22 protein-coding genes are annotated in these 25,908 nt (G+C 59.7%); 2 read left to right on the forward strand and 20 right to left on the reverse strand.

What is annotated here, in order from left to right:
* Positions 1-111: 111 nt before the first annotated feature.
* Together R5M92_RS05700 and cobA are read right to left on the reverse strand one after the other, a co-directional pair.
* Entirely contained in the window at positions 112-1,281 is a 1,170-nt protein-coding gene (locus R5M92_RS05700) for a kinesin (RefSeq protein ID WP_346798503.1), read from the reverse strand.
* Positions 1,282-1,637: 356 nt separating this feature from the next.
* Positions 1,638-2,435: a uroporphyrinogen-III C-methyltransferase gene (cobA, locus tag R5M92_RS05705; RefSeq protein WP_417339128.1), complete on the reverse strand. Its 798-nt coding sequence runs from the start codon at positions 2,433-2,435 to the stop codon at positions 1,638-1,640.
* Between the two features lie 473 nt (positions 2,436-2,908).
* Here cobA and R5M92_RS05710 point away from each other — a divergent pair, with 473 nt between their 5' ends.
* Entirely contained in the window at positions 2,909-4,096 is a 1,188-nt protein-coding gene (locus R5M92_RS05710; protein WP_346798506.1) for an amino acid aminotransferase, read from the forward strand.
* Between the two features lie 276 nt (positions 4,097-4,372).
* The gene (locus R5M92_RS05715; RefSeq protein WP_346798507.1) at positions 4,373-5,866 is read left to right on the forward strand and encodes an NCS2 family permease; all 1,494 of its coding nucleotides are present in this window, start codon (positions 4,373-4,375) and stop codon (positions 5,864-5,866) included.
* Between the two features lie 8 nt (positions 5,867-5,874).
* Here R5M92_RS05715 and R5M92_RS05720 read toward each other — a convergent pair whose 3' ends face one another.
* The 18 genes from R5M92_RS05720 to leuC all read right to left on the reverse strand — a co-directional run bounded on the left by R5M92_RS05720 (position 5,875) and on the right by leuC (position 25,843).
* Positions 5,875-7,197: an MATE family efflux transporter gene (locus R5M92_RS05720; RefSeq protein WP_346799262.1), complete on the reverse strand. Its 1,323-nt coding sequence runs from the start codon at positions 7,195-7,197 to the stop codon at positions 5,875-5,877.
* A 132-nt stretch (positions 7,198-7,329) separates the two neighbouring features.
* Positions 7,330-7,914 carry a YceI family protein gene (locus R5M92_RS05725; protein ID WP_346798508.1) on the reverse strand — a complete coding sequence of 195 codons (585 nt, stop codon included), beginning with the start codon at positions 7,912-7,914 and terminating at the stop codon, positions 7,330-7,332.
* A gap of 78 nt (positions 7,915-7,992) precedes the next feature.
* On the reverse strand, positions 7,993-8,541 hold the full coding sequence (locus tag R5M92_RS05730; RefSeq protein WP_346798509.1) for a cytochrome b: 549 nt from the start codon (positions 8,539-8,541) through the stop codon (positions 7,993-7,995).
* Between the two features lie 241 nt (positions 8,542-8,782).
* Complete coding sequence (locus tag R5M92_RS05735) at positions 8,783-9,979, reverse strand: O-succinylhomoserine sulfhydrylase (RefSeq protein ID WP_346798511.1); 1,197 nt, start codon at positions 9,977-9,979, stop codon at positions 8,783-8,785.
* A gap of 11 nt (positions 9,980-9,990) precedes the next feature.
* Positions 9,991-11,508, reverse strand: coding sequence for an amidophosphoribosyltransferase (gene purF, locus R5M92_RS05740; RefSeq protein ID WP_346798513.1), 1,518 nt, complete (start codon positions 11,506-11,508; stop codon positions 9,991-9,993).
* Between the two features lie 103 nt (positions 11,509-11,611).
* The gene (locus tag R5M92_RS05745; RefSeq protein ID WP_346798514.1) at positions 11,612-12,157 is read right to left on the reverse strand and encodes a CvpA family protein; all 546 of its coding nucleotides are present in this window, start codon (positions 12,155-12,157) and stop codon (positions 11,612-11,614) included.
* Positions 12,158-12,159: 2 nt separating this feature from the next.
* The gene (locus tag R5M92_RS05750) at positions 12,160-12,864 is read right to left on the reverse strand and encodes an SPOR domain-containing protein (protein ID WP_346798515.1); all 705 of its coding nucleotides are present in this window, start codon (positions 12,862-12,864) and stop codon (positions 12,160-12,162) included.
* The gene (gene folC, locus R5M92_RS05755; protein WP_346798517.1) at positions 12,857-14,161 is read right to left on the reverse strand and encodes a bifunctional tetrahydrofolate synthase/dihydrofolate synthase; all 1,305 of its coding nucleotides are present in this window, start codon (positions 14,159-14,161) and stop codon (positions 12,857-12,859) included. The genes R5M92_RS05750 and folC overlap by 8 nt, the downstream gene beginning before the upstream one ends.
* Before the next feature lie 10 nt (positions 14,162-14,171).
* A complete protein-coding gene (accD, locus tag R5M92_RS05760; RefSeq protein WP_346798518.1) occupies positions 14,172-15,215 on the reverse strand; it encodes an acetyl-CoA carboxylase, carboxyltransferase subunit beta in 1,044 nt (347 codons plus the stop codon).
* 108 nt (positions 15,216-15,323) lie between these two features.
* Positions 15,324-16,136 carry a tryptophan synthase subunit alpha gene (gene trpA, locus R5M92_RS05765; RefSeq protein WP_346798521.1) on the reverse strand — a complete coding sequence of 271 codons (813 nt, stop codon included), beginning with the start codon at positions 16,134-16,136 and terminating at the stop codon, positions 15,324-15,326.
* Positions 16,137-16,145: 9 nt separating this feature from the next.
* Positions 16,146-17,333 (reverse strand): tryptophan synthase subunit beta, encoded by a 1,188-nt coding sequence (gene trpB, locus R5M92_RS05770; RefSeq protein WP_346799263.1) that lies wholly within the window; start codon positions 17,331-17,333, stop codon positions 16,146-16,148.
* Between the two features lie 127 nt (positions 17,334-17,460).
* Complete coding sequence (locus R5M92_RS05775) at positions 17,461-18,102, reverse strand: phosphoribosylanthranilate isomerase (RefSeq protein WP_346798522.1); 642 nt, start codon at positions 18,100-18,102, stop codon at positions 17,461-17,463.
* A 30-nt stretch (positions 18,103-18,132) separates the two neighbouring features.
* Positions 18,133-19,047: a tRNA pseudouridine(38-40) synthase TruA gene (gene truA, locus R5M92_RS05780; protein WP_346798523.1), complete on the reverse strand. Its 915-nt coding sequence runs from the start codon at positions 19,045-19,047 to the stop codon at positions 18,133-18,135.
* Entirely contained in the window at positions 19,047-21,209 is a 2,163-nt protein-coding gene (locus tag R5M92_RS05785; RefSeq protein WP_346798525.1) for a FimV/HubP family polar landmark protein, read from the reverse strand. The genes truA and R5M92_RS05785 overlap by 1 nt, the downstream gene beginning before the upstream one ends.
* A 166-nt stretch (positions 21,210-21,375) precedes the next feature.
* On the reverse strand, positions 21,376-22,488 hold the full coding sequence (asd, locus tag R5M92_RS05790; protein ID WP_346798526.1) for an aspartate-semialdehyde dehydrogenase: 1,113 nt from the start codon (positions 22,486-22,488) through the stop codon (positions 21,376-21,378).
* Positions 22,489-22,583: 95 nt separating this feature from the next.
* Positions 22,584-23,663, reverse strand: coding sequence for a 3-isopropylmalate dehydrogenase (gene leuB / locus R5M92_RS05795; protein WP_346798527.1), 1,080 nt, complete (start codon positions 23,661-23,663; stop codon positions 22,584-22,586).
* A 57-nt stretch (positions 23,664-23,720) separates the two neighbouring features.
* Positions 23,721-24,377: a 3-isopropylmalate dehydratase small subunit gene (gene leuD / locus R5M92_RS05800; RefSeq protein WP_346798529.1), complete on the reverse strand. Its 657-nt coding sequence runs from the start codon at positions 24,375-24,377 to the stop codon at positions 23,721-23,723.
* 2 nt (positions 24,378-24,379) lie between these two features.
* Positions 24,380-25,843, reverse strand: coding sequence for a 3-isopropylmalate dehydratase large subunit (leuC, locus tag R5M92_RS05805; protein WP_346798531.1), 1,464 nt, complete (start codon positions 25,841-25,843; stop codon positions 24,380-24,382).
* Between the last annotated feature and the right edge of the window lie 65 nt (positions 25,844-25,908).

Genomic DNA, 25,908 nt, shown 5'->3' on the forward strand with positions numbered 1-25,908 from the left:
CTGCAGGAATGATACCTTCGGAGGCGTCCGGGTAAAACGCTTTTCCAACAGAAACGGCAGCTGCTTGGTCAACAGCTGCCGTTTGGCTGACGCTAGACTGACGAAGACTCGTTAGCCAGCGCTCTGTTCAGTCGTGGACTGGATCTCCTGCTCTTGCTCGGACGCGTCATTCCCTTCACCCGGGGCGGGCTGCTGCTCGGATTGCTGCTGCGAAGAGGACTCTTGGCTCGAAGCGGACGGTGAATTTGTCACAGACTGTTGTCCCGAGGACGACTGTTGATCCATGGAAGACTGCGATTGCGAAGAAGACTGCTGGCTCGAGGAAGTCTGGCTCTGCTGGTTCTCGACTTCCTGCTCATCTTCGGCAAGCCGAGACTCAAGGTTGGCAAGTTCTTCACGCCAGTCGGAGAGCTGAGTTTCCAGGCGCTCGAGACGTTCCTCACGCGCGCTGACCTGCTCTTCAACTCTGGCCAGTTCTTCACGGCCGATATCGAGTGCGACCATCAAGTCGTCGCGCTCGCTACGCACCTGGTCGAGGCTTTGCTGCTCTTCCTCCAGCAGGCCCTGTATGCCTTCAACATCGTTCTGCAGGGTGTCACGTTCACTCTGCAGATTTTCCATTTCCTGGCCAAGCTCATCACGCTGGCTCTGCAGGCTCTGGACTTCCTCCTGTAATCCGCTCAGCTGCTCTTCGGCCTGTTGAGTCTGGTTGCTCAACTCTTCCAGCGAAGACTCGGCGGCATTGCGCTCTTCCACCGCCTGCTGACGGGCTTCTTCGGCTTGCTGACGGGCCTGCTCTGCTTCCTGGCGGGCATCTTCGGCGTCCTGGCGAGCCTGCTCGGCTTCCTGACGGGCGCGCTCGGTTTCGTCTCGTGCGGTTTGCACCTGTTCCAGCTCATCACGCAGTCCCGAGACTTCATCCTCTATGGAGGATCGCTGTTCTTCCAGCGCCTGGATATCGCTCTGCAGGGTCTCCTGCTCACTCACCAGCGAGTCGAGATTGCCTTGTACTTCTTCAGCGTTCGCCCGGTTCTCCTCCATGGATTGTTGCTGTTGAAGTCGTTGCTGCTCCAGAGACTCGATCTCTTGTTGCAATTGTTCGATGCTGGTTTCTGCCTCTTCCACCTCGGTCAAGCGGGCATTCAGGCTCCTGTTTTCACTCTCCATTGTCGTCAAGCGGCTTTCAAGGGTGTCTATTTCGTCCTGACGAGAACCGGCACTGCTTTGCGCCATGATCGCCCATATCACCGCGATCACTGCAATGGCGGCGATAATCTTCACGCGATTATCCTGAAACAATCCTTTCATGCTTGATTGAGACGTCGCACCGACTGGCTCGTGCCGGCTTCCCGGCCCGCTGCCGTTACCTCTAGGCTCATTGTTCTTTGGGTCGTTGTTTTTAAGGTCATTGTTTTTAGAATCATTGTTTTCCGGTTTGGGTGTATCCGAGCTAGGTGTTTCCGACATGATATTTCCCTCTCTTGAGTTGGATAGATACCACTGATCCACTTGATTGAGATATCGCTTGCGTGAAGCGAAGGCGTCTGAAACCTACTTAACAGCATACACAGCCAACCGCTACTGGCCAGTAAGATAGGCGATAAATTCTAAACGGTAGCCCGCATCGAATTAGCGCATCAGCTCTCCGGCGGCTTACGCAGGGGCAAGCTTGCCTCACCGGGTTCGAAACCCGTGGCTAATCCCGTTGCCGGTGAAAACCAGTCCAGACGACCGTGTAGCGATACCACGCTGCCGACAATGAGCAGAGTCGGTGGCTGAACGATTCCGTCTGTTAGCGCCGTGGGAGGTGCCGACAAGGAACCGATATAGACTCTCTGGCGCCTGGTGGTTCCTTGTTCGATCAATGCCAGTGGCATCTCCTCGGGCATGCCATGGTTGATCAACGATTGCCGAATAAAGTCGATGCTGCCAAGCCCCATGTAGAACACCAGAGTCTGTCCCGGCCGGGAGAGAGAGTCCCAATCAAGTTCGGCATCAGCGCTTTTCAAGTGTCCGGTAACGAAACGCACCGACTGAGCATGGTCGCGATGGGTCAGGGGAATGCCGGCATAGGCGGAACAGCCCGAGGCCGCCGTGATCCCAGGGACCACCTCGACATTGATCGCCGCGTCCAGCAGGGTTTCCAGCTCTTCCCCACCACGGCCGAAAATAAAGGGATCGCCGCCTTTCAGCCTTACGACCCGCTTGCCCTTGTGCGCCCATCCCACCAGGGCTTCGTTGATCTCGTTCTGAGGCACGCTATGAAAGGAACGGGCCTTGCCTACATAGAACTGCTCGGCCTGCGGCGCGATTAGCTGGCGTATTTCCGTGCTGACCAGACGATCGTAAAGAATCACGTCCGCCTGCTGGAGTCGCTTGTAGGCTTTCAGGGTCAGCAGCTCCGGATCGCCAGGCCCGGCCCCTACCAGGCTCACGCTTCCGGCCTGCTGAGGGAAAATCGCACTCAGAAAGGTATTCTGAGAAAAGAAAGTCTCGTTGCTCAAGGACATATCTCGATAAAAATAAAACGAATTATAGCTAAACGTAATCAACACTGGTGGCTTGTTCCAGCAAGGGCTTACCAGCCAAGCCTGCCAGCATGTCACAGGGGGCGATACCTCTCGACGAAATGAGAGCGGGCGCCTGTGCGAGCAAGTTCCAGAGTGGCGCATTGTCGAGCACGATGGCATCATGAAACCGATATGAAATCGATGCGAAGCTTTGCGTTTGACGACTTCGCCCAGGCTTTGGCTTTTACACAGCGTGGGCGAGCTCGCCGAGCAGGCTGGTTACCATCCGGTCCTTGTTACCGAGTAGAGGCGAGTCACCGAGACCTGATGACCCACGCCCCGGCCTGCCTCACAATGACTTCATTCTTGCCGCCAGAACCGACGAGGTAGCGAAATAAATGTTCGAGCAAATTGAGCGGGTCCCCGGAGACGCCATTCTAGGGCTTATCGAAGCTTTCAAGAAAGACACGAACCCCCAGAAAGTGGACCTTGGTGTCGGTGTCTATCGCGATGCCCAAGGCAACACGCCGGTCATGCGAGCCGTGAAGGAAGCCGAAGCCCTGCTGCTCAAGAACGAAACCACGAAGACCTACATTGGCTCCCATGGTGCTCCGTCCTATGGTGAAGTCATATTGCCCATGGTACTGGGGGAAAATTCGCCGGTACTCGAGGCCGGACGTGCCAGCGCCACCCAATCACCCGGCGGTACTGGCGCCTTGCGCCTGGCGGCGGACTTCATCGCCACCCAGCTGCCGGGCAGGGGAATCTGGGTCAGCGATCCGACCTGGCCCAATCATCATGGCATATTCACTGCCGCCGGTATCACGCTGCACAAGTATCCGTATGTGGATGCGGAGAATCGCCTGGATTTCGCCGGTATGCTGGCCGCCGTAAAGCAGATTCCCGAAGGTGACGTCATCGTCCTGCATGCCTGCTGCCACAACCCGACCGGATTCGATCTTTCACAGGAGCAGTGGCAACAGGTACTCGAGGTGGTACGCGAACGCAACCTGCTGCCGCTGATCGACTTTGCCTACCAAGGCTTTGGCGAAGGGCTGGATGAAGACGCCTTCGGCGTTCGCCTGATGGCGGAGCAGCTCGACGAGGTGATCATCACCAGTTCCTGCTCGAAGAATTTCGGCATCTATTGCGAACGTACGGGTTGCCTGATCATGGTGGCCAAGAATGCCGAGCAGATGGAGAACGTTCGCTCCCAGGTGGCCATCGTCGCGCGGGAGAACTACTCCAACCCACCGGCCCATGGCGGTGCGATTGTCAGCGAAATCCTACACAACGCAGAACTTGCTGCCATGTGGCGCGAAGAGCTGACCGAAATGCGCGATCGTATCAATACTCTGCGCCGCGATTTCGTCGAAGCCCTGAAGCCCTACGGACTGGACCAGAAGTACGCATGCGTGGCCGAGCAGCGTGGAATGTTCTCCTATACCGGCTTGACTCCCCAGCAGGTCGACCGCCTCCGCGATGAGTTCGGTATCTACATGGTGCGCTCGGGACGTGCCAATGTGGCTGGTTTCTCCCATGAGAACCTACCCTACCTGGCCAAGGCTATTGCCGCGGTCAACTGATTTGCGCCGATAGCGGCAAGCACCGTTAGTCGCAACCGTGAGTCGCAAGTAAGTGTCACGGCAAAGCCAGTATCGAGATGCCCGGGTTACCCTCGGGCATTTTTTTGCGCGTACCCGGCGTTTTTCACGATGCGTCTGTGTACAATTCCTCGCTCGCCGCCGGAGCCTGGGGCGCCCTGGTGGCGTTCCCGGCAGCCTTCACTTGACCGATTAGTCAGATCATCGGCACACTGACCGCTGCCTTGTATACAACCCCCAACGAACAAGAGGCTCGACATGGCGGCTCCCCGCGTTCACTACCCCTGGTACAAGAAAGAAGATACCGATGCGTTCTTCGCGCTCTTTCAGAACAATATTGCTAACTTCGTCATTATTGCCATCACCATGCTGGGTATGGACTTCCCTGCCTCCATCGTATTCGGCCAGGTACTTCCCGGTGCCGCCGTTGCAGTCATGGCGGGTAATTTCTATTACGCCTGGAGTGCTTCGCGGCTGGCGCGCAAGGAGAATCGCAGCGATGTGACCGCCCTCTCCTACGGCATCTCCACGCCGGTCATGTTCGTCTTCCTGTTCGGCGTGCTGCTCCCCGCCAAACAGCTTACCGGTGACGCCGAACTGGCCTGGAAGGTTGCTGTGGCGGCCTGCTTCATCAGCGGCGCCATCGAAGCGGCGATCAGCCTGGTGGGCCGCTGGGTGCAATATCATCTGCCGCGTGCCGCCATGCTCGGAGCTGTTGCCGGCGTGGCGCTTACCTTCATTGCCGGCGAAATGCTATTCAAGACGCTCGAGATGCCGATAATTGGCTTGCTGGTCTTGGCAATCATCATTGTCGGTCTGGTGGCTCGCGTGACCATGCCCTTTCGCCTGCCCACCTCCCTGTTTGCCATCATTGTCGGCACGGCGATGGCCTACTTGATCGGCGATGCAGGTAGCGACAATTTCAGCGATGCTTTCACCCACCTCGGCTTCTATCCGCTGCTTCCCGGCACGGCCTGGCTGGAGGGGCTGGGGCTGCTCTTCACCAGCATGCTGGCGGTTTTGACCGTGGTTCTGCCCATCACGCTCTACAACGCCATCGAGACCATGAACAACGTCGAAGCCATGGAAGCCGCCGGCGACAAGTATGACGTTCGCGAGTGCCAGGCCGTCGATGGCGTGGGGACAATGATCGGCGCCCTGTTTGGCGGTGTATTCCCCACCACGGTCTACATCGCCACCGTAGGGGCGAAATGGATGGGTGCCGGACGCGGCTATAGCATCCTCAACGGCGCCGTTTACGGTATCGCCACGATGTTCGGTCTGATTGCCGCCCTGGCCGCCATCATCCCGGTATCGGTGGTAGCGCCTATTCTGGTGTTCGTCGGCATGTCGATGATCGCCACGGCGTTCCAGTCCAATGACACTCGTTACTATCCCGCCGTCGCGTTGGCGATGCTGCCCTATTTCGCCAACTATGTGATGACCCGCTTCAATCGCGGCGCGGGTGATGTGGTAGCGGACATTTCCAGCTCGATCGTGGCAATGGGGCAAGGGGCGATGTTCATGGCCATCTTTATCGGCGCTATGACCGTTTCCGTGATCGACCACCAGTTCCGGCGCGCGGCGATATTTGCCCTGTTTGCCGCGAGCTTCTCGTTCGTCGGCTTGATGCACGCGCCGAAACTCGCCTTCAATGCCGCTCCCGACTTCGTGCTGGGGTATCTGGTCATGGCCTTGCTGTTCGTCTACTTTGCCTTCCAGGAAGCAAGGCGCTCATCCATTTCCCGCTGACCCGTCGGTCAGGAGCTCGCTTGCTGTCCAGCCCGTCTCTTCGGGCTGGACAGGATTCGGCGCAACACTCCCCAGGCAAGCAACCCGGCCAGAACATTGCCGGCCGCCGCTCCCACCGCCAGGCCTTGCCATCCCCACTGGCTTCCCAACCACAAGCAGGGCAGATAACAGACGAACAAGCGAGCGCTGGACAGCAGCATGGCACGTAGCGGCCACCCCAGGGCATTGCCCGCCGACACTACCAGCATGCATACCCCCAACGCGGCATAGCTTGGCAATAAAAAGCGAATCAGCAAGGCCAGCTCGCTCTGCACGTCCGGGTTTCCCGACAGCAGTAGCGCCACCCACGGGGACAGCAAGGCTATCACCAAGCCCAAGAGTAGCTGCCACCCCACCGCCACCTTGAGGGCCAAAGACAGCAAATTTCGAATCTGTGTCCAGTCCCCCGCGCCATAACAGCGCCCAAGCCAGGGCGGAAGCGACATGGTCATGGCGAGAATAACCATCAAGGAGACGGTCTCCAGGCGGCTTGCCAATCCCCATGCCGCCACCTGTGTTTCTCCCAGGCTCGCCACGATGGAAATCGCCAGCATGGCGGCCAGGGGAGGCATCAACTGGCTGACCATCGCAGGACCTGCGATTCCTGCAAAAGGAATCAACGAGACACGCGCTTCCTCTCCCAGCGCTTGCAGCGAGATCCAGCCGGCACGCTGCACCTTGGCCCCGGCCACCCACAAGCCGGAAGTGAACGCCACCACCGTAGCCCAGGCAGCTCCCGGCAAACCCATGCCTTCCCAGCTTCCGATGCCGAAAATCAATATAGGGTCCAGAATCAGGTTGATCAGGCTGGTCGCCACCATCAACTTGCCCGGTAGCCGGGTGTCACCATGGGCACGGGAAATGCTATAGACGAAATAGAGAACCGCCCCTACCCATGCGGCAAGCAATTGTGGAGTCCAGTAGCTTCGTATCAAGCCCAGCGTGGATTGATCGGCTCCGAGCAAGGAGAAAACGGGAGCCTGGAGGAGCCATAGCAGGCCTGCCAGCATCGCGATGACACTATTGCCTATCAATAGCACCAGGCTGCCCAGGCGTCTGGCACGTTCATTTTCTCCCGCGCCAAGGGCACGCGAGATCAAGGCGGCAATGGCAATCCCCATCCCCACCTGGATACCGATAATCAGAAAGGACAATGGGAAGGTAAACGACTGGGCGGCCAGGGGAGCCGTGCCCAGCCGGGCGATAAAGGCGCTATCGACCAGCTGAAAACCCAGCAGCGCCAGCACACCGATCGCCATCGGCCAGGTCTGTTGCCACAAGGTACGCGCCATGCTCTGCGATGCAGAAGGTGTTGAAGGTGAAGCCACACTGCTTCCTCGGTCAATCAAAAAAACTATTGTAACGGCCCGAAAAAAACCACCACCCCAGTAAGGGGTGGTGGCGGAAGCACGCAGTAGTGGGTGTTACTGACGAATGCCTTCGAAGGTCACGTACAGTTCCAGCTCGTGCATCGCTTCGGGGAAATCGCTCATGTCGATATCGTAATCGCTGAGTGTCAACATGGTGCTACCTTCAAAACCGGCGCGGTAGTTACCCCAGGGATCTTCGCCTTCGCCCAGCAGCGTAACCGGCAGCTCGATTTCCTGAGTCTGGCCGTGCAGGGTGAGTTCGCCTTTCAGGGTGCCCTCGTTGTCACCCGACGGCTCGAAGCCCGTCGAAGTAAACGTTGCCGTGGGGTACTCTTCGGCATTGAGGAAATCGTCGCTCAAAAGGTGACGATCGCGCTCAGCATGGTTGGTGTTCAGGCTGTTGACCTGAACTTCCATTTCGACTTCGGAAGCTTCCAGGTCTTCGGGATCGTAATGGAAGCTTCCGGTGAACTCTTCAAAGCTGCCCAGGATATAGGAGTAACCCAGGTGGCTGATCTTAAATTGAACGAAGGCATGCTGGCCTTCCGTATCCAGGACATATTCATCTGCCTGGGCCTGGCTCAGCGGAACCAGCATGGCGGAAGCCAGTGCAGCGGCGATGGCGGTTTTCTTCAACATAGTCGTTTCTCCTTGGTGCGTGGTAACAATCACGTCGGCTTTTACAACCGTACGCTGAAAAACTTCACGATACTGGGATCAACCGGAGCGCTTTGGCTTGAGCATCCGAGTCAATGTGTCGTGATGATCGATATAATGATGTTTCAGAGCAGCCAGGGCATGACCTGCCGCCAGCAGCATGAGCAGCAACGCGGCATACCAATGGATGTTACCCGCGATAGTCGCCTGGTTGGGCAAGTCACTGGCCAGGGCCGGCACGTCGAACCAGCCGAAAACGCTGACCCCACGGCCTTTGGCTGTGGAAATCAAGTAACCGCTCACCATGACCACGAGCAAAAGCACATAAAGCGCAATATGACCGATATGGGCCGCAACCTTCTCCAGAGGCTTACCTTGCGCCCGAGGGGTGGGCTGCAGGAGCCGCCAACCGATTCTGAACAAGGTAGCGAAGAGAAGCAGCAAGCCGATGGAGCGGTGCCACCAGGGTGCCAGGTTATACCAGGCGTCATAATAGCCCAGACCGATCATCCACCAACCGAGAATAAACAGACCGATAATGACGATGGCACTCAGCCAGTGCAGCAGGATACTGACGATTCCCCAACTCATGTGCGTATTCCGCCACATCGCTACCACCTCAAGCGCCCGGACCGGGTCTGTTTAATCAATCATTCGGGATATATGGAAGTGGAATGAGCATAACCAAAAGCCAGCGAGAAAACTGCTGAAAAAAGCAGAATCTTCCATTCGTAAAAAACGTCGATTACTCGAATCGAGCTGGCAAGGAGGTGGGTAAAAACCCGCTTGGACGGGGCTTCAATGAACTCGCCCCGACCGGGTGAAATGAAAGGTTATAAAGGATAGTGCGTCAAGCCATCAAGGCATCGAGTCCTCTGGCCAGGTCGCGTTGGATATCATCGATATCTTCCAGCCCAACCGCGACTCTGATCAACCCTTCGCTGATTCCCGCCGCCTGCTTCTGCTCGACAGAGAGTCGCCCATGAGTGGTCGTGCCGGGGTGGGTAATGGTGGACTTCACATCACCCAGATTGCCGGTTATCGAAAGCAGTCGTGTCGCGTCGATGACACTCCAGGCGCCGGCTTGGCCTCCCACGACCTCGAACCCCAGCACGGCTCCGAATCCCCGCTGTTGCCGCTTGGCCAGGTCATGCTGAGGATGAGACGGCAGGCCGCTGTAATAGACCTTTTCCACGGCGGGATGAGAGTCCAGCCACTGGGCAAGAAGCAGAGCGTTCTGGCCATGGGCATTCATCCGCAACGACAGGGTTTCCAAGCCCTTGGTGAAAATCCAGGCGTTGAACGGGCTCAGGCAAGGCCCGCAGGTACGCACCACACCGAAAACCTCTTCCAGCAATTGGTGCTTGCCGACGATGGCGCCTCCTATCGCACGGCCCTGGCCGTCGAGATACTTGGTTGCCGAGTGGATGACCAGATCCGCTCCCAACGCCAGCGGACGCTGAAGTGAGGGGGTCAGAAAACAGTTGTCGATGGCCAGCAGCGCATCATGACGATGGGCGACGCAGGCCAGCGCCTCGATATCCACCACTTCAGAGAGCGGATTGGAGGGCGTTTCGGCAAACAGCAAGCGCGTTTGCGGCGTGATGGCCGCTTCCCAGGCTTCCACGCTGGAAAGCTCCACGTAGCGCGTGGTAATACCGAACTTGCCCAGGTACTTGTCGAAAAGACTGACGGTGGAGCCGAACAACGAACGCGACGCCAGTATCTCGTCGCCACTTTTCAGCAGAGCCAGCGCGGTAGATAGAATAGCCGCCATGCCCGAACTCGTGGCGATACAGCGTTCGCCGCCCTCCAGAGCCGCCAGGCGACGCTCGAAGGTATGTACCGTCGGATTGGTGAATCGCGAATAGATATTGCCGGGTTCTTCCCCGTTGAACTTCCGTGCGGCTTCCGCCGCACTGCCGTAGACGAAGCTCGAGGTGGGGAAGATTGGCTCCGAATGCTCCTGCTCGAACGTTCGCTCGTGCCCGGCCCGAATCGCCAGGGTCTCAAGCGACCAATTGTCGGGGCTGTGTTGATCCTGCATATACACTCTTCCTAGTCGAGGTCATCGTCCTGGTTGTGCATGTCCACCAGAGCATGGTCGCCGGCGCTGTTCTCCTTGGCGGCGTCGTTGCGGCTGGCTTCCAGTGCTGCCAGATAGGCATCGTCGATGTCGCCGGTGACATAGTTGCCATCGAAAACCGAGCAGTCGAATGTGGTCAACTCGGGATTCACTTCGCGACAAGCCGCCTTCAGGTCTTCCAGATCCTGGTAAAAGATGCGATCCGCGCCGATCAAGTCTCCCACTTCTGCCTCGCTTCGGCCGTGTGCGATCAGCTCGCTGGCGGCGGGCATATCGATACCGTAGACATTGGGAAAGCGAACCGGAGGCGCCGCGGAGGCGAAATAGACCTTGCGAGCTCCAGCTTCACGCGCCATCTGGATGATCTGCTTGCAGGTGGTGCCGCGGACGATGGAGTCGTCCACCAGCAGCACGTTCTTGTCCTTGAACTCGACATCGATGGCATTGAGCTTCTGACGCACGGATTTCTTGCGCTGGGTCTGCCCGGGCATGATGAAGGTGCGCCCGATGTAGCGATTCTTCATGAAGCCTTCGCGATACGTCACGCCAAGGTGCTGGGCCATTTCCAGTGCCGAGGTCCGTGAGGTGTCGGGAATGGGAATGACCACATCGATATCGTGGTCCGGCCACTCGTTCATGATGCGATCGCCCAGCTTGCGGCCCATCTCCATCCGCGTACCGTAGACATAGGCGCCATCCAGAAGGGAATCCGGTCGTGCCAGGTAGACATGCTCGAATATGCACGAAGCAAGCTCCGGGCGGTCGGCACAAACCTGAGTGTGTACGTTGCCCTCCATGTCGACGAAAATCGCTTCACCCGGGGCGATATCGCGCGCCAGCTCGAAACCGCCGACATCCAGCGCCACGGATTCGGAAGCGATCATTACTTCCTGGCCGGCGCCCTGATCGCGAGTGCCGAACACCACCGGACGAATGCCGTGGGGATCGCGGAACGAGACCATGCCGAAGCCGTTGATGATGGCAACGGCGGCGTACCCGCCCTTGCAGCGCCGATGGACCCGGCGTACCGCGTCGAATATATCTTCCGCCTCGAGATGCAGTCCCTGCTTGCCCAGCTCATGGGCGAAGACATTGAGCAGCACCTCGGAATCCGAACTGGTATTGATATGGCGAAGGTCGGTCGTGAACAACTCCTGCTTCAGCTGTTCGGAGTTGGTCAAATTGCCGTTATGCGCCAGGGCAATGCCGTACGGAGAGTTGACATAAAACGGTTGGGATTCCGCCTCGCTGGAAGACCCCGCAGTGGGATAACGCACATGGCCGATACCGAGATTACCTTTCAAACGAGCCATATGACGAGTATGGAATACATCACGCACCAGTCCGTTGCTCTTGCGCAACAGAAAACGTCCCTCGTTCCAGGTCATCATGCCGGCAGCATCCTGGCCGCGATGTTGAAGCACCGTCAGGGCATCGTAGATCCCCTGATTCACCGCTTGCTTGGCCAGAAGGCCTACGATACCGCACATTACAGTTACCTCGCTTGAGACGACGACCCACGGCCGTTAGTCAATAAACACTAGGTGAAGCCAAGAAGCGAAGACGCCTTTGCCGTTCGCTGCAAGGGTTACATCAATCGGACTGTCGGCGAAATTCGGGTAGCTTGACCCCTTGAAAGGAATCGGGAGCCTGGGGCAATTCCCGCTCCCATTCATCCAGCTGGCTCAAGGCCCAATCGCGCAATTGCATGAAACTGGGACGCAACTGGGCGTTCTCCCACGCTTCCAGTTGCGCCAACGGCGTCAGTCCTATCAGAACCGTCACGACCAGCAGAATGGCGGCGCCTCTAGCGGCACCGAAAGCCGAACCCGCTATGCGATTCAACAGCCCCATGCCGACCCATTCGACAGCGGCATGCACCAGACGAATCACGATTCCGCAAATCAGGATTACTGCGAAAATCACCAGAATGAAGGCCAGCACCAGGCGGGCATCGTTATTGTCGATGAACCCGCTCATCACATCTGCGACCGGCTGGGCCAGCACCCTTGCCGCCAGCAGAGCGACGACCCACGCCGCCAGGCCCAACGCCTCGCGTACCAGGCCACGGACGAACCCCGCCAGCATGGAGAGCGACAATACCGCCAGGAAGACGGCATCAATCCAGGTCAATGCCATGCTCAATCTCTCACTCGAACCAATAACCCTTGCACGTTGACCCGTTGCTTCACCTCGAGCATGGCGCTCTCGCCTTGCTCGGCGGTGGCAAATGGTCCGACATAGACGGTGGTCAAGTTATTGTCGCGGGGACGTTGGTAGACACTGAAGCCCTGCTCCTCGAGCTGCTCGCTCAAGCGCTGGGCATTGGCGGCTTCGCCGAAGCTACCCACCTGCACTGTCCACTCGCCATCCGCTGCTGCTGCCGTGCTTGGTGAAGAAGCCGTGTTTGATGAAGCAGTCTCTTGCGATTCTGACTGTGATGCCGCAATGACGTCCGCAATGGGGTCATCGCTGGCTGGGGAGGCGGGTTGCTCGACGGCATCGGGCTCACCTTGCCTCTGTGACTCAGGCGATGCCGACGGTGCTTCCGATTCGGCTGTTTCGTCGACTTGCGGCTCTCGAGGCATTGCGTCGATCGACGGAATATTCACCGCCACGTCCTGGTCGAATGAGGATTGACCGCGCTCTTCCTCGCTCAAGCCGTCGCGCACGGAGTCGGGCATGGTCGGCTCTGGAACGTCACGCCGGTCCACTTCGATGGGTTGCTGGATGGTAAAGTTAGGTTGCGGCCTATCCTCCCGTGGCGCCGGATCGCTCATCAGCCATGGGATGGTAATGGCAAGTACTGCCAAAAGGATCACGATTCCGCTGACACGCTCAGTCATGCCGTATTTCATAACATTCTCCCTCGCGTGGCGTTACCGCCTGGGGCAACGGCATTGCCAGCAATTCGGTCACAGTGAGAAATGAGCCGGTTGCCAACACCCGATCCGTATCGGCAAGCCTGTCGCCGATCCATCGTGCGCCCGCGGCCGGTGAAACCGCCGTAGCTGCTACCTCTATGCCGAACCGGCCAAGTCGGTGCGCCAGATCGTCGGCATCGCGTCCGCGCTCACCCGCCAGGCTCACGCATACCCAATCGGTTACCACCGGAAGCAATGCCTCGATAACGCCATCGGCGTCCTTGTCCGCCAGCATTCCCAAGAGCCCCCAGGTTCTGCCGCGGCAGGCCTGGCTTGCCAGGCGCCCGGCGACATAACCGGCGGCATGCGGGTTGTGGCCGACATCGAGGCACCACTGCCCAATCCACTGCATCCGCCCGGGCAGCGAAACCTGCTCGAACGCGGTTCGACAGAGCGCCGCTTCCAGGGGAACTCGGCACAGCGCCAAGGCCTGGAGAGCGGTGGCGGCATTATCTCGCGGCAAGCCGGGATCGGGAAGGGCCGCGAGCGACTGCCCCGCTTCACGCCCCACCCAGGTCCAGCAATCATTATTGCCAGCATCATGCTGAAATGCCTCACCCAGCGCATACACCGGCGCGCCGAGCGCATCGGCGCACTGGCGAACGCTTTCCGGCAACGACCGGCTACCCAGCACCACCGGGCTTCCGGCGCGAAAGATGCCGGCCTTCTCGCGACCTATCTGCTCGATATCGGTGCCCAGGAAAGCCGCATGGTCGTGAGCGATGGTGGTAACTATCGCCACGTCGGCATCGATCAGGTTAACCGCATCCAGACGCCCGCCCAGACCGACTTCCAGCACCACCAGGTCCAGATCCGCCTGGGCCAGACACCAGAGGGCGCAAAGCGTTCCGGCTTCAAAGTAGGTCAGGCTGACGGCGGGAAACGCCAGACGCGCCTGCTCGACCTGACAAAAACCCGCCACCAGTTGGGCATCGGACGCCGGGACCCGGTTGAAGCAGACACGCTCGTTGTAACGCAGCAGGTGCGGGGACGTGTAGGTGCCGACCTTCAAACCATGAACCTCGGCCACCGCCGCCAGCATCGCCACCGTGGAGCCCTTGCCGTTGGTTCCCGCAACGGTCACGACAGGCACGGTAAAGGCGTTACGTTCCAGCCCCATGCGTGCCGCCACCTCGGCGACACGCTCCAGGCCCATATCGATGCCCACCGGATGCAATGTTTCAAGATGATGCAGCCATGCATCCAGAGTTTCGGGCATTTTCCTGATTTCAGCCATTACGCGGTGTTTCACCGGTAACGTGATCGCGATCCTCTTCCTGCCATTCGTCTTCAAGCGCTTCGTCGGCAAGACCTGTCGATGCGGCATCCGCCTCGGCGGCAATGGCGGGTTCATCCACCACGGGCTCGGTGCTGCCGGTTTCCTCAACGACCTCTTCCGCCACGACTGATTCAAGTGCCGGCTGGTGGGTCAGCTTGCGCAGGACACCACCGATACGTGAACGCATCTCGTGACGATGCACGATCATGTCGACGGTGCCATGTTCCAGCAGGAATTCGCTGCGCTGGAAACCTTCGGGAAGCGTTTCCCGCACCGTCTGCTCGATCACTCGCGGCCCGGCGAAGCCGATCAAGGCATTGGGCTCGGCCACGTTCAGATCGCCAAGCATGGCCAGGGATGCCGAGACGCCACCGAAAACGGGGTCGGTGAGTACGGAAATGTAGGGCACGCCTTGCTGCTTGAGCTTTTCCAGGGCAGCCGACGTCTTCGCCATCTGCATCAACGAGAACAACGCCTCCTGCATACGCGCCCCCCCGGAAGCCGCAAAACAGATCAGCGGAATGCGTTCTTCCAGGGCCAAGGCGGCGGCGCGCACGAACTTCTCGCCGACGACGGCACCCATCGAGCCACCCATGAAGGTGAATTCGAAAGCCACTACGACGACCGGCAAACCGTCCAGCTGGCCGCGCATGGCCACCAGCGCATCCTTTTCGCCGGTATCTTTCTGGGCAGCCGTGAGGCGGTCCTTGTACTTTTTCGAGTCGCGAAACTTGAGACGATCGCTCGGCTCGATTTCGCCGGCAAGCTCCTCGCGCCCGGCCTTGTCGAGGAACCAGTCGAGTCGCTTGCGTGCCGTCAAGCGCAGATGATGCTCGCACTTGGGACAAACGCTGTGGTGCTTCTCTAGCTCGGGCAGGTAAAGCACTGCTTCGCACTTGGGGCATTTACGCCACAGGCCGTCCGGCACACTTGCGCGACGATCCTTACGCTGGATCCGCCCCATGGAGGGTACGATCTTGTCTAGCCAGCTCATATCAGAAAGGCTTCCGTTTATACTGTCAGGGACGGCACCGCCAGCCCCTTGGTGTCATGAAATTAAGTTATCCATGCCGCGGGCAAGAAGCCCACCGGCATGCAGTCATTAGCTGCTCAACGCATCCATGGCGTGGCGCATCTCGGCCAGAACCGCCGTCAGCTGGCCGGGGATGGTTTCCGGTGTGTCGGCGTTCTCCGCGATCCGGTTGACCAGGGCGCTGCCCACGATCACACCATCAGCTACCTTCGCCACTTCAGCCGCCGTTGCCCCATCACGAATACCGAATCCGACGCACAGCGGCAGCGAGGTAATATCCCGCAGAGGTGCGAGGCGTTTTGCGACATCGGCGGCATTCAGCGTGGCGGCACCTGTCACGCCCTTCAACGAAACATAGTAGAGATATCCCTCTCCGTGGGCGCATATTGTAGCGGCCCGGGTATTGGAAGTGGTAGGGGCGACCAGGAAGATGGAGGCGAGCCCCCGCTCCTTGAGTATCGGCCCGAACTCATCGGCTTCTTCCGGCGGCATATCCACGGTCAACACGCCATCCACGCCCGCTTCCTGTGCCTTGTCGGCGAATGCCTCGTATCCGATCCGTTCCACCGGGTTGAGATAACCCATCAGCACGACCGGGGTCGTGGCATCCGCCTGGCGAAATTCGCGGACCATATCAAAAAGGTGCGCTAATGTCGTGCCGTTTTTCAAGGCTCGCTCGCAGGCCTTCTGAATGACCGGGCCATCGGCCATGGGGTCGGAAAAAGGCACGCCCAATTCGATGATGTCGGCTCCCGCCTCGACCAGGGCATGCATGAAACCCACCGTGTGCGCAGGCGCCGGGTCTCCCGCAGTGATGTAGGGGATCAGAGCCTTGCGGCCCTGGCTCTTGAGTTCAGTAAAACGTTGATCGATGCGATTCATGTTGAGCCCTTAGAATTCGACGCCGTCCAGCTTCGCCACGGTCATGATGTCCTTGTCGCCGCGCCCTGAAAGATTGACCACCAGATGCTGGTCGGGACGCATGGAGGGAGCCAATACCTTGGCGTGGGCCAGGGCGTGGGCCGATTCCAGCGCGGGCATGATGCCTTCCATGTGGGTCAGTTCACGGAATGCCTCGAGCACCTTGTCGTCGTTGGCGGACACGTAGTGGACTCGCCCCACGTCCTTCCACAAGGCATGCTCGGGGCCGACCCCGGGATAATCGAGCCCTGCGGATATCGAATGGGTATCGCTGACCTGCCCCGACTCGTCCGACATCAGGTAGGTCCGGTTGCCGTGCAATACACCACGCGGCGCATTGGAGGAAAGCGGCGCGGCGTGACGGCCTGTCTCGACGCCGTCGCCCCCTGCCTCGACACCGTACATGGCCACCTCGTCATCTTCGACGAAGGGATAGAACAATCCCATGGCATTGGAGCCACCGCCGACACAGGCGATCAAGGCATCCGGAAGGCGGCCGATCTGCTCGAGCGACTGCTTGCGCGCCTCGCGCCCCACCACGGCGTTGAAGTCGCGCACCAACAACGGATAGGGATGAGGACCTGCCACGGTGCCGATGATGTAGAAGGTATCGTCGACATTGGTGACCCAGTCGCGCAGCGCCTCATTCATGGCGTCCTTGAGCGTGCGGGTACCTGACTCCACCGGGATGACCCGGGCACCCAGCAGATGCATGCGATAGACGTTGAGTTTCTGACGCTCGACATCCGCCGCGCCCATGTAGACATCGCACTCAAGGCCCAGCCGCGCCGCCACGGTGGCGGTCGCCACTCCGTGCTGACCGGCACCGGTTTCGGCGATGACCCGGGGCTTGCCGCTCTTCTTGGCCAGCAGTGCCTGACCGATGGTGTTGTTCACCTTGTGCGCGCCGGTGTGGTTCAGGTCTTCCCGCTTGAGCCATATCTGCGCGCCACCCAACACCCTGGACCACCGCTCGGCATGATAGAGCGGCGACGGACGGCCGACATAATGCGCAAGGTCATAGTCGAACTCGGCCTGGAAGTCAGGATCGTCGCGAAGACTCTGGTAGGTCTTCTCCAGCTCTTCCAAGGCAAAGCTCAGGGTTTCCGAAACGAACCGGCCGCCATAAGGGCCAAAATGGCCACGTGCATCCGGCATTCGGGACAGGTCGCTGAACTTGGTCACAGGAATACCTCACAGGATCGCCAGAACAGGCAGATAAATGAATAAGCAGATAAACAAGCGGCTTGCCGACGGCTCACCGAAGCGCTTACGTAAAGGATTTTCAGTGCCTGTCGGCAGCGGCTACCTGAAGAATGAAACGAGCCATTTCGTCATGGTCCTTCACGCCACGGGATATCTCGATCCCCCCGGAAACATCGACCGCCAGGGGCGCAACGCTGGCGACAGCCTTGGCAACGTTATCGGGCGTCAGCCCACCGGCGAGGATAACAGGTTTTGCCAGGTTTGCGGGTATTCGTGACCAGTCGAACGTATCGCCTGTTCCCCCTGGCACCCCCGGCCGATAAGCATCCAGTAGCAGTGCCCTGGCACCGACGTAATCCGCCGCCGCCGCATGCAGGTCCAGACCTTCGCGCATGCGCAGCGCCTTGATCCAGGGAATGGAAAACGTCTGGCAAGTCTGCGCTGTCTCTTCACCATGAAATTGCAGCAGGTCCAGATGCGGCAAGCACTGCTCGATCAGCTCGGGCGCCTGGTCGACGAACAACCCCACGCGGGTGACAAACGCGGGCACCCGAGCCGCCAGGACCGCCAGACGTTCAACGTCGAGATGACGCGGGCTTTGCGGCCACATGACGAACCCCACCGCATCGGCACCCAAGGCAACCGCCATATCGACATCTTGCTCGCGGGTCAGCCCGCAGAACTTGACCCGTGTTCTTCCCCAGGGAGGATTCTGGCTCATGATCACCTCTTTGACACGAGTTGGGAGCGGTCAGGAAAGCTGTGCCACCATGGGCTTTCCGCGCCGGTTGGCCACCATGGGGCAATCGGGCAAGGCACGCTCTCCTGTCCATTCACCGGTAAAGGCCAACAGGTTCGGCCCCAGCGGCTCCTTGGGCAAGTCGAACTGCGGATCATACAACGAGTCGACGAAGTGCAGCCCGCAGGCCGGTGCGGTAACGTCGCCCTGCTTGCGATCCTTGAGCGCCAGCAATCTGGCCAAATGGGCCTTGTCCTGTTCGCCCCGCCCTACTGACACCAAAGCGCCGGCAATGTTGCGAATCATGTGATGAAGAAAGGCATTGCCTTGGATATCGATGACGACCAAAGGACCGTGTCGCTTCACCTCGACGAAATGCATGTGTCGCCATGGCGTCTTCGACTGGCAGCCCGCAGCGCGGAAACTGGAGAAATCGTTTTCTCCCACCAGGGCCTGAGCGGCTTCATGCATCGCCTCGGCGTCCAGCGGATCTCGACACCAGGTGACATTGTGGCGTTCCAGTACCGGGCGGCTTATCTGATTCAACAGCACATATCGATAACGCCGTCCCAACGCCTTGCGCCGAGAATCGAACGTATCCGGCACCGCCTTGACCCAGTGCACGGCGACATCGCGGGGCAGGTAGCTATTGGCGCCGAACACCCAGGCCTTTTCCGAACGCGCCACCGGCGGGTCGAAGTGGATGATCTGGCGGGTGGCGTGCACTCCCGAATCCGTGCGACCACTGGCGTGGATACGTACGTCTGCGCCGGCAATTCGCGTGAGCGCCTTTTCCAGCGTGGCCTGCACCGAAGCGGCATGTTTCAGGCGCTGAAAACCACAATAACCACTGCCATCGTACTCCACCCCCATGGCCAGACGACCGATCAGAGGCTGCTTTTCGTCAAGGTGATAAAACAATGTCATCAATCTTTATCAAAGGAAGAGGATCGCGAATGTGCATTATCCAGATCACGCGGATTAAACGCCACCTCTTCTATCTCCCACTCGCCCTTTAGCGGAAAATCGAATCCATGATTGTTTTGCTTGTCAGCCGGCACGTCGGCTTGAGTCATAGCGGCCGAAGTTGCAGTTCGTGCAGTGTCGGTGTCGGTGTCGGTGTCGGTGTCGGTGTCGGTGTCGGTGTCGGTAAACTCTACCGCTGGTTGCATCGGCGTCTCCTCACGGGAGACTGACGTATCGCTCAAGGTAGGCGGTTCGTAATCGATAAAGTGCGTTGACACCGCATCAGCCTCGCGGGTGTCGTCAGTCTCCTCAGTTGCGCCCGAGGACTGGGGCATCGATGCTCCGGCCACTCCAGCTGCCATAACCAAGGGGGCCGCTTTGATAGCCTTCATCGGCTGGAATGAAGCATGAGTCAAGCCCCAGGGGTCCTGTCCAGGTAAGACCTTCGGCCATCCCGCCGCCTGGGGCTCATCGGCGATATCCAATGGCTCGACATGCAGCATCGCGCCCGGCTTCACGGCCGCTTCGTCATCTTCCATCCCATGGAGCGCTTCGTGGTGCGAGCGAACTTGCGCTTCGTCGATGTCTTCAGCAAACAATGGGCTCGGCTTTCCCTCCGCCGAAGTTACATGCGGCTGTTCTTGCCCAGCTACCCACTCCTCTGAGCGAGCTCCGCCAAATACCGGCGCAGGCGGCGGGGTGATCACTGGCTCATCAGCAGCCGCCAGCATTGCCTCCTCCTCTTCAACGGCACGCCGGCGGCGCAGCACGAGCAGCAAGGCCATTAATGCCGCTATCGCCGCAGCGGCTGTCTGCCAGCGGTACTCATCGAGCAGCGTCGCCCCACCTTGCCACCAATCCGTGGAGGCCACATCGGCTGTCGCCCTCTCATCCGAAAACGGCGTGGCGTTGGGCGGAGCACTGCCGGCAGCCGCCAGGGTAGTGGCGGAAAGTGCCTCGAAATCGCTGCGCAGCCCACGCAACTCGTCGCGTAATTGCTGCATTTCCTCGCGCATCAGCTCGCGCTCGGCAAGCAGGGTTTCGACCATCGCCTGGCTTTCCTGCCAGCGACGCTCCAGCTCCTGTATTCGCTCGCTCTCATCAAGCCCATTTTCATCGAGTTCGTTCTCTTCGAGCTCGGCCCGAGGAGTCTGTTCGGTGTCTGCCACCGCAGCCAATGCCATCTGTCTCAGATTTCCCGAGAGCAAGGGCTCAGAAATATCATTACGCTCTTCGGAGCCTTGTTGTGCATTGGAGGATGGAGGCTCAGCGGATTGATCTACCGAGGATTCAAGATCGGTGGACTGCTCAGCCGGGGACTGCTCAGCGGCAAGCTGGTTTGCGTCGGCTTGAGCCATCGCCTCGATCGCCTGGCTTGCAGCCTCATCCGAGCGCGCCATGACCCGTTCCCGCGAGGGGACATTCAACCGACTTCCCGCCCGTAGTTGATCGATATTGCCCGTAGGAAACGCATCGGGATTGGCTTCGAATAAGGCCACCATCATTTGCCGCACGCTGACTCCCTGCGGACGCAACCGGTTGGCGACGCCCCACAAGGTATCTCCCGACGACACTTGGGCTGTATCGTCAGTCACCCGTGGCGAGGTGTTGCGCGAAGATGTGCGGGGCGCCTCCTGGCTCGTCTCTTCTGGCGCTGACGAGGCAGGCGCTGGCGAGGCCGCTTGTTGGCCGTTGCTTGATGACCCGGCGACGAGCGCCGGCATGCCGGCATAATCCGGCGGGTCGAACAGCAGGGTGACTTCCCGCGTCTGTTTCCCACCGGCCCCTTCAAGGTAAAGCAGCAGATCCAGCCACGGCGTTTTCACCGCCTGGCGGGAACTCAAGTCGACCACCCACTCGCCCGCCTGGCGTCGAACGCTCGCTTGCACACTCGCCACCAGCGGGGTGCGCGTCAGACCGGCAGCTTCGAAAGCCGCCGAATCGGCGACGCGCACCTCGAGCCGCTCCGCCTGCTCGGAATCGACATCCCGCAGCGGAATGCTCGCCTGAAGGGGCGAATGCAGTGGAGACTGAACCGTCGCCTGCCCCAGCCCAAGGGCCAACGCGGCCGGACTGACCCCTGCCAATGACATGAGCATGGCAAACGTAAGTTTATGCCTCATGAATGTGTACCTCATGAACCGATGTCTCCTCACGTCGTCGGGGTCTTGTTTTGATTAGTTTTACCATACCCAAGGGATGATGCGCATAAAAAACGGGGAACTGATATCTCAGTTCCCCGTTTTATCGGCAAATAACACTTAAAGGCGATGTTTCGCCATCAGCCGATTACTGTTCGCGCAGGATTTGCAGCATCCGCTTGAGCGGCTCCGCCGCCCCCCACAACAGCTGATCGCCCACGGTGAAGGCGGAGAGATACTCGCCGCCCATGGCCAGCTTGCGCAGGCGTCCTACCGGTACTTGTAGCGTACCGGTGGCGGCGGTGGGCGTGAGTCCGGCGATGGTCGCCTCCTTGTCGTTGGGAATTACCTTGACCCATTCGTTGTGCTTGGCCAGGCGATCTTCGATCTCGTCCAGCGGCACATCACGCTTGAGCTTGACGGTGAACGCCTGGCTGTGAGAACGCATCGCGCCAATGCGCACACACAGCCCATCGATAGGAACCGGGTTGGCTTGCAGGCCGAGAATCTTGTTGCTCTCGACGCCCGCCTTCCACTCTTCACGGCTCTGCCCGCTATCCATCTTGGTATCGATCCAGGGCAACAGGCTGCCCGCCAACGGCGCACCGAAGTTGTCGACCGGGAACTCCCCACCACGCATCGCTTGGGTCACCTTGCGGTCGATATCGAGTATGGCGCTGGCAGGGTCGTCCAGCTCGCCAGCGACGGCATCGCGCAGCCCACCCATCTGGACGAGCAGCTCTCGCATGTGCTTGGCACCGGAGCCCGAAGCCGCCTGGTAGGTCATGGAGGTCATCCACTCGACCATATCGGCTTCGAACAGGCCGCCCAGACCCATCAGCATCAGGCTGACCGTGCAGTTGCCGCCGACGAACGTCTTGGCGCCCTTGGCCAGTTGCGCATCGATCACCTTGCGGTTGACCGGGTCCAGTACGATGGTCGCTTCATCCGCCATGCGCAGGGTGCTGGCGGCGTCGATCCAGTAGCCTTGCCAACCGGCCTGGCGCAGTTTCTGATAAACCTCGCCGGTATAATCACCTCCTTGGCAGGTGATCACGACATCGAGCGCCTTGAGCGCATCGATATCGAAGGCATCCTTTAACGCTGGGACATCAACGCCGATATCGGGACTCGGCTGACCGACCTGGGAAGTGGTGAAAAACGTCGGCTCGATGCCTTTGAAATCACCATCTTCCAGCATGCGCTGCATCAACACCGAACCCACCATGCCGCGCCATCCGACAAAACCGACTTTCAACATGTGAAGTCTCCTGTAAAGAATGAGAGCCGTATTATACACAACGCCGGCTGGTCACGCAGGCCGGAGGCGGCTACGTCCCGCCGCCGACCTCTGGCTCAGCTGCGGGCAAAGGCCTCGAGTACGGCATCGCCCATGGCCGTGGTAGTCACCGTCTGCATGCCTTCGGAGGCGATATCGGCAGTACGCAGGCCATCATCCAGAACGCTGCCCACCGCGGCTTCGATGCGCTCCGCCATTGCCGTTTCGCCCAGCGAGTAGCGCAGCATCATGGCCACGGAAAGCATCATCGCCAGCGGGTTGGCCATGTTGCGCCCGGCGATATCCGGGGCGCTGCCGTGGCAGGGTTCGTACATGCCCTGCCCGCTCTCGTTGAGCGACGCCGAAGGCAGCATGCCGATGGAGCCGGTGAGCATGGCGGCGGCATCGGACAGAATATCGCCGAACATATTGCCGGTGACGACGACGTCGAACTGCTTGGGGGCGCGCACCAGCTGCATGGCGGCGTTATCCACGTACATGTGCGAAAGCTCGACATCCGGGTATTCCGGCGCCAGCCGCTCCATCACTTCACGCCACAGAATGGTGACTTCCAGCACGTTGGCCTTGTCCACCGAACACAGTTTCTTGCCACGTTTCTGCGCCATCTCGAAGGCGACCCGGCCGATGCGCTCGATCTCGGATTCGGAATAGACGTAAGTATTAAAGCCGACCCGCTCGCCGTTGCGCTCTTCGATGCCGCGGGGCTGGCCGAAATAGATACCACCGGTGAGTTCGCGCACGATCATGATATCCAGCCCCGCCACCAGCTCGGGTTTCAGGCTGGAGGCACTGGCCAGTTGCGGATAGAGCATCGCCGGACGCAGGTTGCCGAACAGGCCGAGATGCTTGCGCAACCCCAGCAAGCCCTTTTCGGGCCGCTTGGCGAGATCTTCCAGCTTGTCCCATTTGGGGCCGCCCACGGCACCTAGAAGAATGGCATCCGCTGCCTTGGCCTTGTCTAGCGTCTGCTCGGGCAGCGGGTCGCCGAAGGTGTCGTAAGCCGCGCCGCCCACCAGAGCCTCTTCCACTTCGATATCCAGGCCGGCGCTCTGGCAGGCCTGCAGCAGACGCGCCGCCTGGGCGCTGATTTCGGGACCGATGCCATCACCGGGTAACAACAGAACTTTGCGCGTCATCTATTCTTTTCCTTCCCTTAAAATATCTCGTCTCGTTCAGCGATAAAGCTGCTGGATCTAGCCGACCTTGAGCGTATCGCGGAACAGCCACGGACGCTGCTCGCGGTGCCTGGCCTCGAAGTCACGGATGGCATCTTCGTCCTGCAGGGTGATGCCGATGTCATCCAGGCCCTCGAGCAGGCAGTGCTTGCGGAACTCGTCAACCTCGAACTCGAGTATCTCGCCGGCCGGGGTAATGACGCGCTGGTTCTCGAGATCGATATCCAGGCAGTAGCCTTCGTTCGCCTCGACTTCATTGAACAGACGATCCACCTGCTCTTCGTCGAGCACCACCAGCAAGATGCCGTTCTTGAACGCATTGTTGTAGAAGATATCGGCAAAGCTCGGCGCTATCACTACCTTGATGCCGAAATCCTCCAGTGCCCAGGGAGCGTGCTCGCGGGAGCTTCCGCAGCCAAAGTTACGCCGCGTCAGCAGCACTTCGGTACCGGCATAGCGCGCCTGATTGAGCACGAAATCGGGATTCAGTGGACGCTTGGAGGTGTCCTGGCCGGGATAGCCCTCGTCGAGGTAACGCAGCTCATCGAACAGGTTGACGCCGAAGCCGGTACGCTTGATCGACTTCAGAAACTGCTTGGGAATGATCAGATCGGTATCGACATTGGCACGATCCAGCGGCGCCACCAGCCCTTCGAAACGTTCGAACTTGCGCATAATCATGCCTCCTGAGCGTGGATGGTATCGTTGGCAGCGCTGGTGCTATCCAGCCCCCGCACGTCGACGAAGTGCCCTGCAATCGCCGCAGCCGCAGCCATCGCCGGGCTGACGAGATGGGTGCGACCGCCGTAGCCCTGGCGCCCTTCGAAGTTGCGATTGGACGTCGATGCGCAGTGCTCTCCGGCCCCCAGCTTGTCGGCGTTCATCGCCAGGCACATGGAGCAGCCTGGCTCGCGCCATTCAAAACCCGCCTCGGTGAATATCTTGTCCAGGCCCTCGGCTTCGGCCTGACGCTTCACCAACCCCGAGCCGGGCACGACCATGGCCAGTTTGATACTGTCGGCGACCTTCTTGCCCCGGGCCACCTTGGCGGCCTCGCGCAGGTCCTCAATACGCGAGTTGGTGCAGGAACCGATGAAGATCTTGTCCAGCTTGATATCGGTGATCTTCTGATTGGCCCTAAGCCCCATGTACTCGAGCGCCCGGCTGTGGCTGCGCTGGACAGTTTCATCGGCGGCAGCTAGGGGGTCCGGCACCTGTCCCGAGATACCGGTCACCATTTCAGGACTGGTGCCCCAGCTCACTTGCGGCTCGATCTCGGCGGCATCCAGTCCCACGACCTTGTCGAACTCGGCATCGGCATCGGACACCAGATTGCGCCAGTCGGCCACGGCCGCTTCCCACTGTTCGACCGTCGGGGCGTAGGGGCGCTCGGCAAGGTAATCGATGGTGGTGTCGTCCACGGCAATCAGCCCGACGCGGGCGCCTGCTTCGATCGCCATGTTGCACACCGTCATGCGTCCTTCCATGGAGAGAGACTGAATGGCACTACCGGCGAACTCGATCGCATAGCCGGTGCCGCCAGCGGTGCCGATCTTGCCGATAATCGCCAGCACCACGTCCTTGGCGGTAACGCCGAGGCCCAGCTCGCCTTCCACGCGCACCTGCATGTTCTTCATCTTCTGCGCCAGCAGGCACTGGGTCGCCATGACATGCTCGACTTCCGAGGTGCCGATGCCATGGGCCAGCGCGCCGAAGGCTCCGTGGGTCGCGGTATGGGAATCGCCACACACCACGGTCATGCCCGGCAAGGTAGCGCCCTGCTCCGGCCCCACTACATGGACGATGCCCTGGCGCGGGTCGTTGATCTTGAACTCTTCGATACCGTACTCGACGCAGTTGTCGTCGAGTGTCTGCACCTGGATCAACGAGGTCGGGTCCTTGATACCGGTATTGCCTTCGGCACGCTCTTTCACGGTGGTAGGCACGTTATGGTCCGGCGTCGCCAGGTTGGCATCCAGCCGCCATGGCTTGCGGCCCGCCAGGCGCAACCCCTCGAAGGCCTGCGGGGAAGTCACTTCATGCAACAATTGACGGTCGATATAGATCAACGCGGTACCGTCGTCGCGCTGTTTCACCAAATGTTGATTCCAGAGCTTGTCGTAAAGGGTTTGACCTGACATAGGGTTCTCCTGGGCGTTTTCCGCCTCTATTCACGGCCTGATTGTATCGATGGAACGAGTGTTAC

The sequence above is a fragment of the Halomonas sp. Bachu 37 genome (assembly GCF_039691755.1).
Lineage (GTDB): Bacteria > Pseudomonadota > Gammaproteobacteria > Pseudomonadales > Halomonadaceae > Vreelandella > Vreelandella kashgarensis.